Genomic DNA, 13,828 nt, shown 5'->3' on the forward strand with positions numbered 1-13,828 from the left:
CTTCTATAAAAACGGGTTCAAAAAGTGACAACCCGTCACCATTATAGTGACACCCTGTCATTCTGTCAATATCTGTTTTTCCAGTTTATAATGATTTTATATTTTCGTAAGGTTTGCAAAATTTCTGTATAGAAACTCCTGTCTCCGGTCCGATCCCGTCTGTGATTTCCGCTGTTTTGCTCAGCCTACCATGCCCATGTTTCAGAATTGTTTTCCGATTGTTGCAGTTTCATGAATCCTGCATATTTTCCCGGAAATATCGGATTGTACAGGAATAAATACCAATTCATAGCATGTTTGTAGGAATTGCTTCTTGCATATTTTTCTCAATACAGGTATAATATCATTGCATCACCTAGTAAGCGACTAGGTTTAGTCCCGGCAGACGGAACGTATCCCGGAGATCAGCTCCGGTGCCGGTTCATATCTGTCCGGAAATTGCTGAAACTTACATTTTTACCTTATATAAAATACATGGAGGAATCCGATATGTCAGAACCATTATTAAATGTAAAAAATCTCTCCGTGGATGTGGAAGAGAAATCCATTCTTCACGGGATCAGCTTAACGATCAACAAAGGCGAGACCCACGTACTCATGGGACCGAACGGTGCCGGAAAATCCACACTCGGCTGCACCCTGATGGGGAACCCGAACTATCATGTGACAGACGGTGAGATCTTCTTCGGAGGCGAGAACATCACGAAAGAAGCCGCTGACAAGCGTGCAAAGCTCGGCATGTTCCTCTCCTTCCAGAATCCGCTTGAAGTTCCGGGAATCTCCCTCTCCAACTTCATCCGCAGCGCTCTCTCCGCAAGAACCGGAAAGAATGTCCGCATCTGGGATTTCAATAAAGAACTCCAGAAAGCCATGGAGGTCCTCGATATGGATCCGTCCTACGGTTTCCGTGATCTGAACGTCGGCTTCTCCGGCGGTGAGAAAAAGAAAGCCGAGATCTTACAGCTTCTCCTCTTAAATCCGTCCCTGGCGATCCTCGATGAGACAGACTCCGGTCTTGATGTCGATGCGGTCCGCACTGTTTCCAAGGGAATCGAGGAATACCAGAAGAGCAAGGACGGCGCCCTTCTCATCATCACCCACAGCACCAGAATTCTCGAATCTCTCCATGTGGACAAGACCCATGTCCTCGTAGACGGCCGCCTGGTTGCCGAGGGCGATGGTTCTCTCGTCGATGAGATCAATGAGAACGGCTTCGAGCAGTTTATCGCTTCCGCAAATGAGAAGGGAGAGAACGATTAATGAAGGAAAAGACGTATGTTGAGGACGTTGACCGCAACATGTACGACTTCCGCAATGACGAGAAGGACGCTTACCGTATTAAAAACGGTCTCACCGAGGACATTGTGGAAAAGATCTCCGAAGAGAAGCATGATCCGGAGTGGATGCATGATTTCCGGTTGAACTCCTTAAAAATATATCATGAAATGAAGGTTCCGGACTGGGGCCCGTCCATCGAAGGGTTAAACATGGACAACATCGCCACCTATGTCCGCGCAAATACAAAGATGAAGGGTAACTGGTCCGAGGTTCCGGAAGAGATCAAGGACACCTTCGAAAAGCTTGGGATCCCGCAGGCGGAGCGCACCTCCCTCGCAGGCGTAGGTGCCCAGTACGACTCCGAGCTCGTCTACCACAACGTCCGCAAGGAAGTTGCGGAGCAGGGCGTCATCTACACAGATATGGAGAGCGCCCTGACCGGCGAATACGCCGATATGGTAAAAGAACACTTCATGAAGCTAGTGACGCCTCATGACCACAAATTTGCCGCTCTGCACGGTGCGGTATGGTCCGGCGGCTCCTTCGTCTATGTTCCGAAGGGAGTTTCCGTTGAGATCCCGCTGCAGTCCTACTTCCGTTTAAACGCGGCGGGTGCCGGACAGTTTGAGCACACCCTGATCATCGTCGATGAGGGCGCGTCCTTACACTTCATCGAGGGATGTTCCGCACCGAAGTACAACGTGGCAAACCTCCACGCCGGCTGTGTAGAGCTTTACATCGGAAAAAACGCAAAGCTCCGCTACTCTACGATCGAGAACTGGTCGAAAAATATGTACAATTTAAACACAAAGCGGGCGAAGGTCGAGGAAGGCGGAGTCATCGAGTGGGTATCCGGTTCCTTCGGTTCCCATGTTTCTTACCTCTACCCGATGAGCGTGTTGAACGGCGAGGGCGCAAGATCCGAGTTCACCGGAATCACATTCGCCGGTAAGGGACAGAACCTCGATACCGGGTGTAAGGTCGTTCACAACGCTCCGAAGACTTCTTCCTATGTAAATACGAGATCGATCTCCAAGGACGGCGGAATCAGTACCTTCCGAAGCTCTGTTGTCGTATCCGCAAAGGCAAAGGGAAGCAAATCCGCAGTCTCCTGCCAGTCCCTGATGCTTGATGATATCTCCCGCTCCGACACGATCCCGGCGATGGATATCCGCACAAAGGATGCCGACGTCGGACACGAGGCAAAGATCGGCCGTATCAGCGATGACGCCGTCTTCTATCTGATGTCCCGCGGTATCTCCGAGGAGGACGCGAGAGCCCTGATCGTCAGCGGCTTCGCCGATAATGTCTCGAAGGAGCTTCCGCTTGAATACGCGGTGGAGATGAACAATCTAATCCATCTGGAAATGAAAGGAAGTATTGGATGATGGAGAACATGAAGATCAACCAGCTCCCTTCAAAGACATGGAACTGGCTGAAAATGAATGAAACTGCGGTCTCCGGGATTTCTGTCTCCGGAGCGCATGAAATAAAAGCTGAGATCCCGGCGGGGATCTCAAAAACAAACTGCCCTGCCGGCCTTCCGGATCAGTTCCGGGAGATCGCAGGCGGAATGGGACCGGATATGGATGTTCTCGTCAGAGAGTCCGCAGCCGGTGCCGTCCTGCTCTCGACGGATGGAGACCTCGCAGAGACACCGGTGCGCATCGGCTTCACATACGGCGCTTCCGAGCATAGCTTAAATACGTTCGGAATCTTCGCAAAAGAAGGAAGTAAGATGACCGTCATCATGGATATGGCGGCTGAGGCCGACGGTGCTTCGGGTGCAGACCACACTGCGCTCTCCGGCGTCCAGACAAAACTGATCCTCGAAAAAGACGCCGAAGTGACTCTCGTCCAGATCATCCGCAATGACAATGCAAAAACCGTCTTAAACGACATCGGTGCGAAGGTTGCTGACGGAGCAAAATTCTCCGTGATCCACCTCTTCCTCTCCGGTGGTCATGTATACAACGGCTGTAAGGCAGATCTCGTCGGCAAAAAGAGTACGTTCACCGCGGACATCGCCTACACGGTCGGAAACGATGCAGTTCTTGATATGAACTACGTCGCTCTCCACGAAGGAAAGAAATCCGTCAGCGAGATCAAGACCGACGGCGTGCTTCATGAAAATTCGAAGAAACTCTTCCGCGGAACGATCGATTTTAAGAAAGGCGCGGCAGGCGCTGTCGGAAACGAGAAAGAGGACGTTCTTCTTCTCGACGATGACGTTGTAAACCAGACGATTCCGCTGATCCTCTGCGCGGAGGAAGATGTCGAAGGAAACCACGGTGCAACGATCGGAAAGCTTGACGATGACATGGTCTTCTATCTGGAAAGCCGCGGCATGGAGCTTCCAAAGATCTACAAGATGATGGCGAAGGCACGGATCGACGCCGTTCTCCGTCTGGTACCTGATGAAAAGACAAAGGCAGATGTTGCCTCTTATTTAGAAAGTGAGGCCACCAATGGACGTATCTAAGATCCGGGAAGATTTCCCGCTTCTCAAAAACCGTGACATCATTTACCTGGACAATGCGGCAACTTCCCAGAAGCCCGCAGCTGTCCTGGATGCTGAAAAGCAGTTTTATGAGAAATACAATGCAAACCCGTTCCGCGGTCTCTATGAGCTGAGCGAAGAAGCAACGGAATGTTATGAAGAAGCAAGAAAAACGGTCGCTGATTTTCTCCACGCATCCTGTCCGGAAGAGATCATTTTCACGAGAAATGCGACTGAGAGCTTGAATCTCGCCGCTTACACACTCTCCGAGTACCTGTTAAAACCGGGTGACGAGATCATCGTCAGCATCATGGAACATCACAGCAACATTCTTCCATGGCAGCAGGCCGCAAAGCGTTACGGTGCGACCGTGAAATACCTGGAATGCGACATGGACGGCACGATCCCGGCAGAGCGCCTCGAGAACATGATCACCCCGCACACAAAGATCGCGGCGATCACCCAGATTTCCAACGTGCTCGGATGCAAGAATGACTTAAAGACCTTCGCTGAGATCTGCCACCGCCACGGTGTGATCCTGGTCGGCGACGGCGCACAGAGCGTTCCGCACATCAAAGTCGATGTCCAGGACCTCGGAGTCGATTTTCTCTCCTTCTCCGGACATAAGATGCTGGCTCCGATGGGGATCGGCGCTCTCTACGGAAAGAAAGAGCTGTTAGAGCAGCTCCCGCCATTTCTCACCGGCGGCGAGATGATCGAATCCGTCACAAGAGAAGGTGCTGTCTGGGCAGAAGTTCCGCATAAATTTGAGGCGGGAACCGTCAATGCCGGCGGCGCTTATGCACTTGCCGAGGCGATCCACTACATGAACACGATCGGTTTTGATTCGATCGAGGAACAGGAAAACAAGCTCACAAGGATCGCTTATGAGGGCATGACAAAGATCCCGGGGATCCGTGTTCTCGGAAGTTCCGATCCAGACAATCATCACGGGATCCTCTCCTTCGCCGTTGACGGGGTTCATCCGCATGATGTCGCTGAGATCTTAAATGCCGATAATATCTGCGTCCGCGCCGGTCATCACTGCGCGCAGCCGCTCTTACAGTACCTTGGGACCGCCTCTACGACCCGTGTGAGTCTCGCATTCTACAATACTGAGGATGAGATCCGGGCGTTCCTCACAAGTCTTGGCGGATTAAGGAGAAAAATGGGATATGAGTAATACATTTTATAATGAAATTTTAATCGAGCACAACCTTCATCCGACCCACAAGCATGATCTGCCGGATGCAAATCTCGTCCTTGAGGGCGTAAACCCGAGCTGCGGCGATGATATCTGGCTGAAATTAAAAGTTGAAAACGATGAGATCGTTGACGGGGCGTTCGTCGGGGATGGCTGCGCCATCTCCCAGGCTTCCGCAGATATGATGCTGGACCTGATCATCGGAAAGAAAAAAGACGAGGCACTCCGCCTCGCAAACCTCTTCCTCGAGATGATCAAAGGAAATGTCAAAGGCGATGACCTCGAGCCGCTCGAAGAAGCCTCCATCCTCCAGGATGTCTCCCACATGCCGGCGCGTGTCAAATGCGCGGTCCTTGGGTGGCATACGATGGAAGAAATGTTTAAGAAAGCTGCAGATGGAAAGATCGTACCGGGGTTGTCGGTGACGACCGAAGGGAAATAGTGCTTGAATTCGATTTGGGAATATGATAGACTATAGATACAAAAAAGGGAAAGTCAGATACACACGGCCTACCCTTTACAAGTAATCTGTTATAGTATAACAGCCGTCACTATTGGGGTAGTGGCGGCTATTTTCTTTTTCCGAAGATCGTGTAACACAATCCTACGAGAGCTACAATGAAGATACCTATCTGGATCAAGTCCGAATATGTAACATACATTGGCATCGCCCTCCTTTCTTTCGTCCGGAGGGGGAAGCCCCTCCTTTTATGGAGGGCAGGCCGCCTTTTATGTATTCTGCTTTCCCATAAATTCATTATATATTGCAAACATTTGTTCGTCAATATTTTTTCTTAGCTACTATGTGCACCAGCGCCTCGATCGGCCTCCTCAACGACGTCACGACCATGATCCCCGCCGCAAGCGCGATCGCAAGTCCGATCGCCGCCTGCCCCTTTACGATAAACTGCGGCATGTCGCGCCGGAGAGCCGCGTCCATCGCATAGTACAGGGAACCTCCCGGGATCAGCGGGATGACCGTCGGCATCAGGACCGTCGTTGCCGGTGTCTTTAAGATCCTCGCCCAGATCTCCGAGTAGATCGTGATCAGGATCGCCACAACGAAAAATCCCAGATATTCATTATTCACAAAATGTAAAAATACAAGATACACTGCCCAGAAAACTGCCCCGCCGATCGCCGGGATCCAGACTCTGCGCCCGCGGATGTTGTAAATGATCGCAAATCCGAGCGACCCGAAAAACGATGCGATGACTGAAAGAACATCCTGACTCATAACATCCCTCCAAGAAGTATTTTAGAAAGAATAAACCCGGCTGCCACACAGACGGCTGTGATCATCGCCTCCGAAAAATGCAGAAGTCCGCTGATCATGTCCCCGCTGATGAAATCCCGGAATGAGTTCGTCATCAGGACTCCCGGGATCAGGAGCATGATATTCCCGATCATGATCATCTCGACATGCTGTCCGATCCCGAGATAGCAGACAAGAATACATGCCATACCTGAGATCAGAGAGCAGAGGATATTGGAGAAGATTGCCTTCAGCTTGATCGCGGAGAGCGCATATAAGGTCACGCGGATCAGCGCCCCGACAAACAGGGACGCAAATCCATCCCACAGATTTCCTCCAAAGAAAATGGCAAACGCCCCGGCTGTCATTGCATAGATCCCGCACTGCACCGCCGGGGAATATGTCGGTCCCTTTAAGATCTTTTCATATTCCTGATCGATCACCGCAAACGACGGCTGCGTCGCGCAGATCCGCCTCGAAAGGTCATTCAGCCGGTCCAGCTTCCACATATCCGTCCCGTAACTTAAAATTCTTCGCGTCTGCGTGATCCACTTCCGCTCCTTCGTCTCCAGCGTCACGATGATACACGACGCGATCGAGAAAATATGGCTCTGCCGGATCCCGTAGGCATTGCAGATCCTCCGGATCGTATCCTCCACACGGCTGATCTCCGCCCCGCTCACGAGGAGCTGCTCCCCGATATTGATCGCGCAGGTCAGGACTTCTTCGCTTGTCATCTCTTCATTCTTTTCAGTTGTCACCTTTTTTCCCCTTTTCCTCTGCTTCGGCGGCCATCGCGCGCTGATAATGCTTTAACGCGTCCCGATAGGCAACGATCAGCGCTTTCCAGGAAGAACCATGATATCGGCGCTGGATCGCCTCCTCGATCACCTTCGCATCCGTTTCCAGGTGCTTATGCAGAAAAATCTTTCGTATAAAATCATTTGTCAGCTCCAGCGTTCTCGAACAGTCTGTCTGTATGATCTCTCCTGTTGATGGGATCACCTCAAATGCGATAAAAAAGCTTCCATACACCTTTGTGATCGCGTTATCCACATTCGTTCTTGATTCTCCTACAATATAATATGTCTCCTCACCGGTTTCAGCCATTCCGCTCTCCTCTTTTCATCAGCTCGCACGCGGCTGGGTTCAGTCACGCTCTCATTTCCAATACTTGTCCCACCATATTTCAGCATCATAATATAGGAAATCCATTCTGTCAATCCCTGTACGAATTCCAGTACATCTGCGGCCACTACTATATTGTACGGAGTTTTCAGTTCAGAAAATTCCTGCCCATAAAAAGTAATCACATCTGCTCTCTCGTCCGGACCGGCGGCGTGCTTTCCAGAATTTCCGCAATTATTTTTCCACGTCTCCTGTCTTACGTTTCGAAAGATCTGTACTTTTTGTTCTCATTTTTGTATTTTTAGTAATTTTAATATTTTTAACCAAATTTTTATTTTTTATTGACAAACCATTTCCACCTCATTATAATAAACACAAATGAATACGCAATGTTGCTGCTTCATTCTGCAAATGGCAGTTACCGCTGTCTGGCAAGCAATCTGAAATCCGGCAAAAGCGAGAACCAACGACAAAAGCGAGATCAAACCGCTCTTGTCTTCCTGGTCTGCTTTTGGCGGATTTTTTTTGAGAGGAGGATGAGTATCTATGACTCTGAAAGAAGCTGTCGAACTTCAAAAAGAACCACTTCTTCAATCCCTGGCGGAAAGCATCCGGATCCGCAGTGTGCAGGAACCGCCTGCAGATGGCGCCCCATACGGCCCCAATGTCCGCAAATGCCTTGACCACGCCCTGGCTGTGTCAAAGGGACTCGGTTTCCGCACCACTGATCTTGATCACCAGATGGGATGGTGTGAATTCGGTGAAGGCGATGAGATGATCGCCGTCCTCGGGCATCTCGATGTTGTCCCGGAAGGGGAAGGATGGACCTTCGATCCGTTCGGCGGTGAGATCCGGGACGGAAAGATCTTCGGCCGTGGTTCCATGGATGACAAAGGTCCGACAATGGCCGCCCTTTACGCGATGGCCGCCCTGCGTGACAGCGGTCTCCCCTTAAAACGCCGGATCCGGATCCTCTTCGGAACAAACGAGGAGACCGGAAGCAATGACATGAAATACTACAAGAGCCACGGCGGCGAACTCCCTGTCATGGGATTCACCCCGGACGGAGAATATCCGGTCATCAATGGGGAAAAGGGGATCATCAATGTCAACTATGAAGCGGACTACACCCAGACCGGCGATGTCCGTCTCACAAAGATTTCCGGCGGATCCGCGCCGAATGTAGTCCCAGCCTCCGCGAGAGCAGAGATCACCTGCCCGGACGATATGAAGCCGCAGCTCATGGTCCTCGCCGCCGGATGTGACCGGATCACCTGCACTGAAACTGCAGACGGATTCGAGATCCTCGCAAACGGCGTCAGTGCCCACGGAGCTTCCCCGGAACTCGGGATCAATGCGATTGGCCTCCTGATGGATGCGCTCGGAACACTTCCGCTCGATGAACCGTTACTCGGTTTTGTTCACTTTCTCTCCGATCATGTCGGGCTGGAAAGCGACGGGACCTCCCTCGGGATCGCTCTTTCTGATGAACCGAGCGGAAAACTCACATTCAACCTCGGAACGATCCAGGGCGATGAGACAAGTTTCCTGATCCGCATCAACTATCGCTACCCGGTAACCTTCACCTACGATGACTGTGCTCCGATCTGCGACGCGGCATTCCTGAACGCAGGATTCCTGAAGGTAAATGAAACCCACAAAGCATGTCTCTATCTTCCAGAAGACTGCGAGCTGGTCCAGACTCTTCTGCATGTATACGCAGACGAGACCGGACTTCCTGCGATCCCGAAATCCATCGGCGGCGGCACCTACGCGAAAGCGATCCCGAACGTTGTCGCCTTCGGACCGATCTTCCCAGGCGATGAAGTCCGCGAGCACAAGCCGGACGAGTTCATGGAGATCGACCGATTGATGGAAAATGTACATATTTTTGCAGAAGCTCTTTACCGGCTGGCCAGATAGGAGGTGGTTCCATGGAAAAAAAGAAAACATCGATCGTTTTTACCGGAGATATCGGATTTGACCGCTACATGGATCACCGCTGGGAGGATGAACATCTGCTGTCTGCCCCCGTCCTCGATTTTTTCCACAGCGCTGATCACACTGTCGCAAACGTTGAGGGCGCACTGATCGATGCGAAGGATGACGGATCCCGTGGAGTCTTCTTTCACAGCATGAATCCTGCGGCGACGCGCGTCCTGAAAGATATCCATGCGGACATCTGGAGTATCGGGAACAACCACACGATGGATGCCGGGCGGGAAGGTGTTATGAGCACAAAAAAGATCGCCGAAGAAATGGGTTGTCTCACGATGGGGGCCGGAATGAATGACACCGAAGCGTCCGAACCTGTGTATCTCGACGAGGCAGGCGGGATCGGCATGTTCTGTGTCGCCTACCAGGCGGAATGCATCCCGGCAACTGCCACCGAACCCGGTATTTTCCGCTGGGATGACCTCGATCTCATCGCAAAACGGATCGCCGAGATCAAATCCCGCTGCCGCTGGTGCGTGATCGTCTCCCACGGCGGGGAAGAATTCACAAGTCTTCCAAGTCCCTACACCAGAGACCGCTACCTCAAGTTTCTGGAACTCGGAGCCGATGTGGTCGTCGCCCATCACCCCCATGTCCCGGAAAACTACGAGCTCTTTGACAACGGAAAAGCAATTTTCTATTCACTCGGAAACTTCATTTTTGATACCGACTATCAGCGAGTCCACCTGTATACGGATGTCGGAGTCCTGTTAAAACTGATCTTCACCGAAGAAGCGATCGATTTTGAGGCGATCGGGATCCGGATCATCCGCGGAGATGAGCGGATCGATATCGCCCCACTTCCTGCCATCTTCACAGACATCCCGGCTGCGGAGTATGAACTTCTGGCACCGCTCTCCGCAAAGGCCTTTGTCGCGGAGGACCGCAGGAAAATGATCTATCTGGAGCCGGAGCGCTTTACAGATGCCTCCGAAGATGTCTGGAACGGATATTTCTTCAGCACCGAACCTGACGGTTACTTCGAGGGCGCCCACATGGATTTCCACATCATCGTCCCGTTTTCGGAGAAAGCGGAGGAAGGTGCATGGAAAAAGAGCACGTTGGAGCCGGTAAAAGAATACATTCTTCGCCAGCTCTGATACAACGACAACACAAATAGAAAAAGGAGCGTGATCCTATGTTAACGATTACAAACGGTTTTACTTACATAGCCTTCCTGATGCTGCTCGCAGGCGGTCTTCTCGCACTTGAAAAATACATGAAGTGGAAAATCTTCAACATCGTTCCGCCGCTCGTATGGATCTATATCTTCAACATGTTCTTCTGCACCATCGGTCTCTACAATTCCGATGAGTGTTCCGCAGCCTACAGTGCCTTAAAGAACAACATCCTATATGCCATGATCTTCGTCATGCTGCTCCGCTGTGATTTCCGCAAGCTCGGAAAACTCGGACCACGTATGATCTGTATCTTCATGGGCTGTGCCATCACCCTCGGCATCGGATTCTTCGCTCTTTTCCCGCTGTTTGCAAATGCACTCGGCGGTGCTGACAAGACATGGGGCGCAACAGCTGCCCTCTACGCATCCTGGGTCGGCGGCTCTGCAAACATGGCTGCCATGGAGGATGCGCTTCCGGTCGATTCCGGTGCTTACTCCTGCGCTCTGGCTCTCGATACTGCCTGCTACTCCCTCTGGATCGCACTTCTGCTCTTTGCTGTAAAATATGCCCAGAAGTGGAACAAGGCCTGCAAGGCTGATACTTCCAAACTCGACGCTGTCGCTGCAGCTGCAAACGAGGAAGTTGCAAAAGAGACAAACGTAAAACCGAATGCTGCAGACTGGATCTTCCTGATTGGTCTCACCCTCGTTGTATCTGCAGTCTCCCAGTACATCGGCGTTCAGATGAATGGATTTTTCAAGGGTGTCGGACTTTCCTTCTTTGATAAAGGTACCTGCACGACCGTATTTGTAACGATCCTCGGACTGATCTGCGCAATGACTCCGCTCGGAAAACTTCCGGCAGTCACAGAGCTCTCCAGCGTTTATCTCTATGCGGTTGTCTCCCTCATCGCATCCACAGCAACCCTGATCGACCTCTTATCTGCTCCGATGTGGGTTGTCTATGGTCTCGGAATCCTTCTTGTCCATGTTGTGCTGATGTTCATCCTCTCCAAGATCTTCCACTGGGATCTCTGCATGGATTCCACTGCTTCCGTTGCCTGCATCGGCGGATCTGCTTCCGCTCCGATCATCGCAACCGCTTATGACGGTTCCTTCGCAGGTATCGGTGTTTTAATGGGAGTTCTCGGTGCCGCCATCGGAAACTTCATGGGACTCGGAATGGGCGCTCTATTGAAGCTGTTTGTCTGATCGTGAGTACATTTCATGAGTCTGCTATTTTATGGCTGCTCACGATGACAGGAAACCGTATTTCCCTACATTGTCCCTTCATCTGTGAGCGATCCAATTATGGCGTCCCCATTCTTTCCCTGTTAGAATGGGGACGCCATTTTATCTCCGGCAGTAAATTGTACCGGTCAGAACAACTCACGGGATCACACACTGAGTTTCACATATATTCACCTTGAATTAACACAGGAGGAACTTTTATGAACGAAAACGATCTTCTTTCTTATCTGAATATCGGACTCCCGGAAGATGTTCTCCGCATGAAGCTTCACGGAGATTTCGACGGTGCAGTCCGGCTCATTGACCGGAAGCTCTCCGGTCCGGCACTTCCGGATCCGCTCCGTTACTGCCTGATGGCAGAACGGGAAATGATTCTGCGCATGCCTTCCGATTATCCTTTTACCCGCGAAGATGCACTCAAAAAGATCCGGTCCCGGATCCCGGAATTTACGGAAAAGGAATTTGACCACTGTCTCTCCATCGGGCAGATCCGCTGGATCTATGTAAACGGCGAAATGCGGATCTTTGACCGCTTTTTCGAGAGCATGTGCAAGTCCATGCCTGACTTCCGGAAACGGACCGCAGTCACCCTTGACGGTTCTGAGAGTGCCGGAAAAGGAAGCAGCGGAGATCTTCGCTTAAACCGTGCAATGGAGATCATGAAAGAAAAAGGATCTCTTTCAAACAGGATCCGGATCCGTGCATCTGTCAAAGTGAAAGAGTCCGCATTCACTCCCGAAATGTTCGTTCGCGTCCATCTCCCGATCCCCGCCGCCTGCGACCAGCAGAGCGATATCCGGATCGAATCCGTTTTCCCTGAAAACGCACAGATCGCACCGGAAGACGCACCGCAGCGCACTGTATGCTGGGAAGAGACTCTGAAAGAAAATCATGAATTTTCCGTCCAGTATTCGTATGTGCATACAGCGGTGTGGCATGATACGGAAAGTGCGTTAAAGAAATCTGATGCATGCAAAACAGTTGGTACGGAAGTGAACCCTAGAACGGTATCTCAGGAGCAAACTCTGTCTGCCGGTTTGAATCACAAGGCCGCAGAGACTGTCCAGCTGTATGCTCATTCCAGTAATGAATCCAGTTCTTCGTCTCTGCGTGAATTTGAGGTGGGCGTATCTGATGATCTCGCTGAACTTACCCCGCACATCGTCTTCACTCCGTACATCCGTGCACTCGCCGCAGAACTCTCAAAAGGCTGTGAGACTCCACTCGAAAAAGCCAGAAGCTTTTACGACTTCATTACCCTGAACTTCAAGTACACCTACATGCCGGCCTACTTCTCTCTGGAGGATATTCCGGGGAACTGCGCCAGAACCTTCACGGGGGACTGCGGAGTCTTCGCACTTCTTTTTATCACCCTGTGCCGCTGCGCCGGAATCCCCGCCCAGTGGCAGAGCGGACTCGCCGCAGAGCCGGACTTCATCGGCGGTCATGACTGGGTTCGCTTCTACGCCGCCCCGTTCGGCTGGATCTACGCGGATCCCTCTTACGGGATCGGAGCTGTCCGCGCCGAGAACGAGGAACGCCGCCGCTTCTATTTCGGAAACCTTGACCCATACCGCATGGTCGCCAACCGCGCCTTTCAGGCACCTTTTACCGTCGAAAAGAAATACTGGCGCACCGATCCCTACGATAACCAGTTAGGCGAGATCGAAACCGCAGAGCGCGGTCTGAGGTATGAGGAATTTGAGCGCAGGAAAGATGTTCTGATGTGTGAAGAGATCGAAGAGAACTGATTAAAATATTGCCATATTCATGAAAACATGCCGTGGAACCACTCCTTCATGATCGGTTCTACGGCATATTTTTTATGTGTGGTTATAAAAAATCTCATTTTCGTGTAGTATCGGTACAGTCAAAAATCTTGTTTTCGTGTAAAATATGGGGGGATAAAAATCTCGTTTTCGTGTATTATTCAACTAGTCAAAAATCTCGTTTTCTGTGACAGTAGGTATCATCGACATGAAAAGAAAACTATACGACTCTTTAAAATGCTATATGGCCGATACCGGTCTCCTGATCAGCCACTCGTTTGATAAACGGGATTGTCAGTGAAGAAAGCTACAAAAAGCTGCTCTTCGA

12 protein-coding genes are annotated in these 13,828 nt (G+C 51.1%); 9 read left to right on the forward strand and 3 right to left on the reverse strand.

What is annotated here, in order from left to right; translation table 11 throughout:
* Window positions 1–489: 489 nt before the first annotated feature.
* Genes sufC through sufU form a run of 5 tightly spaced genes read left to right on the forward strand, consistent with a single transcriptional unit; the run spans window position 490 to window position 5,424 of the window.
* Window positions 490–1,260: a Fe-S cluster assembly ATPase SufC gene (gene sufC, locus V2546_RS00405; protein WP_329751259.1), complete on the forward strand. Its 771-nt coding sequence runs from the start codon at window positions 490–492 to the stop codon at window positions 1,258–1,260.
* A complete protein-coding gene (gene sufB / locus V2546_RS00410; RefSeq protein WP_329751260.1) occupies window positions 1,260–2,666 on the forward strand; it encodes a Fe-S cluster assembly protein SufB in 1,407 nt (468 codons plus the stop codon). Before sufC ends, sufB begins: the two co-directional genes overlap by 1 nt.
* Window positions 2,663–3,760 (forward strand): SufD family Fe-S cluster assembly protein, encoded by a 1,098-nt coding sequence (locus tag V2546_RS00415; RefSeq protein ID WP_329751261.1) that lies wholly within the window; start codon window positions 2,663–2,665, stop codon window positions 3,758–3,760. Before sufB ends, V2546_RS00415 begins: the two co-directional genes overlap by 4 nt.
* On the forward strand, window positions 3,747–4,961 hold the full coding sequence (locus tag V2546_RS00420) for a cysteine desulfurase (protein ID WP_329751262.1): 1,215 nt from the start codon (window positions 3,747–3,749) through the stop codon (window positions 4,959–4,961). Before V2546_RS00415 ends, V2546_RS00420 begins: the two co-directional genes overlap by 14 nt.
* Entirely contained in the window at window positions 4,954–5,424 is a 471-nt protein-coding gene (gene sufU / locus V2546_RS00425; protein WP_144364038.1) for a Fe-S cluster assembly sulfur transfer protein SufU, read from the forward strand. Before V2546_RS00420 ends, sufU begins: the two co-directional genes overlap by 8 nt.
* Window positions 5,425–5,763: 339 nt before the next feature.
* On the opposite strand, the gene V2546_RS00430 is transcribed toward sufU, so the two are convergent.
* Genes V2546_RS00430 through V2546_RS00440 form a run of 3 tightly spaced genes read right to left on the reverse strand, consistent with a single transcriptional unit; the run spans window position 5,764 to window position 7,347 of the window.
* On the reverse strand, window positions 5,764–6,219 hold the full coding sequence (locus V2546_RS00430) for a threonine/serine exporter family protein (protein WP_215705070.1): 456 nt from the start codon (window positions 6,217–6,219) through the stop codon (window positions 5,764–5,766).
* Window positions 6,216–6,998, reverse strand: coding sequence for a threonine/serine exporter family protein (locus V2546_RS00435; protein ID WP_243021247.1), 783 nt, complete (start codon window positions 6,996–6,998; stop codon window positions 6,216–6,218). The genes V2546_RS00430 and V2546_RS00435 overlap by 4 nt, the downstream gene beginning before the upstream one ends.
* Complete coding sequence (locus V2546_RS00440) at window positions 6,988–7,347, reverse strand: DUF3870 domain-containing protein (RefSeq protein ID WP_329751263.1); 360 nt, start codon at window positions 7,345–7,347, stop codon at window positions 6,988–6,990. The genes V2546_RS00435 and V2546_RS00440 overlap by 11 nt, the downstream gene beginning before the upstream one ends.
* 564 nt (window positions 7,348–7,911) lie before the next feature.
* On the opposite strand from V2546_RS00440, the gene pepV reads away from it, so the two are divergent.
* From pepV to V2546_RS00460, 4 genes are all read left to right on the forward strand, one after another.
* Window positions 7,912–9,288 carry a dipeptidase PepV gene (pepV, locus tag V2546_RS00445; RefSeq protein ID WP_117503658.1) on the forward strand — a complete coding sequence of 459 codons (1,377 nt, stop codon included), beginning with the start codon at window positions 7,912–7,914 and terminating at the stop codon, window positions 9,286–9,288.
* Between the two features lie 11 nt (window positions 9,289–9,299).
* A complete protein-coding gene (locus tag V2546_RS00450; RefSeq protein WP_117503659.1) occupies window positions 9,300–10,460 on the forward strand; it encodes a CapA family protein in 1,161 nt (386 codons plus the stop codon).
* A gap of 38 nt (window positions 10,461–10,498) precedes the next feature.
* Window positions 10,499–11,692, forward strand: coding sequence for a DUF819 family protein (locus V2546_RS00455; protein WP_117503660.1), 1,194 nt, complete (start codon window positions 10,499–10,501; stop codon window positions 11,690–11,692).
* Between the two features lie 239 nt (window positions 11,693–11,931).
* Window positions 11,932–13,482: a transglutaminase-like domain-containing protein gene (locus V2546_RS00460; RefSeq protein ID WP_329751264.1), complete on the forward strand. Its 1,551-nt coding sequence runs from the start codon at window positions 11,932–11,934 to the stop codon at window positions 13,480–13,482.
* The last annotated feature ends 346 nt before the right edge of the window (window positions 13,483–13,828 follow it).

The organism is Clostridium sp. CM74B_53, assembly GCF_036318045.1.
Lineage (GTDB): Bacteria > Bacillota > Clostridia > Lachnospirales > Lachnospiraceae > Pilosibacter.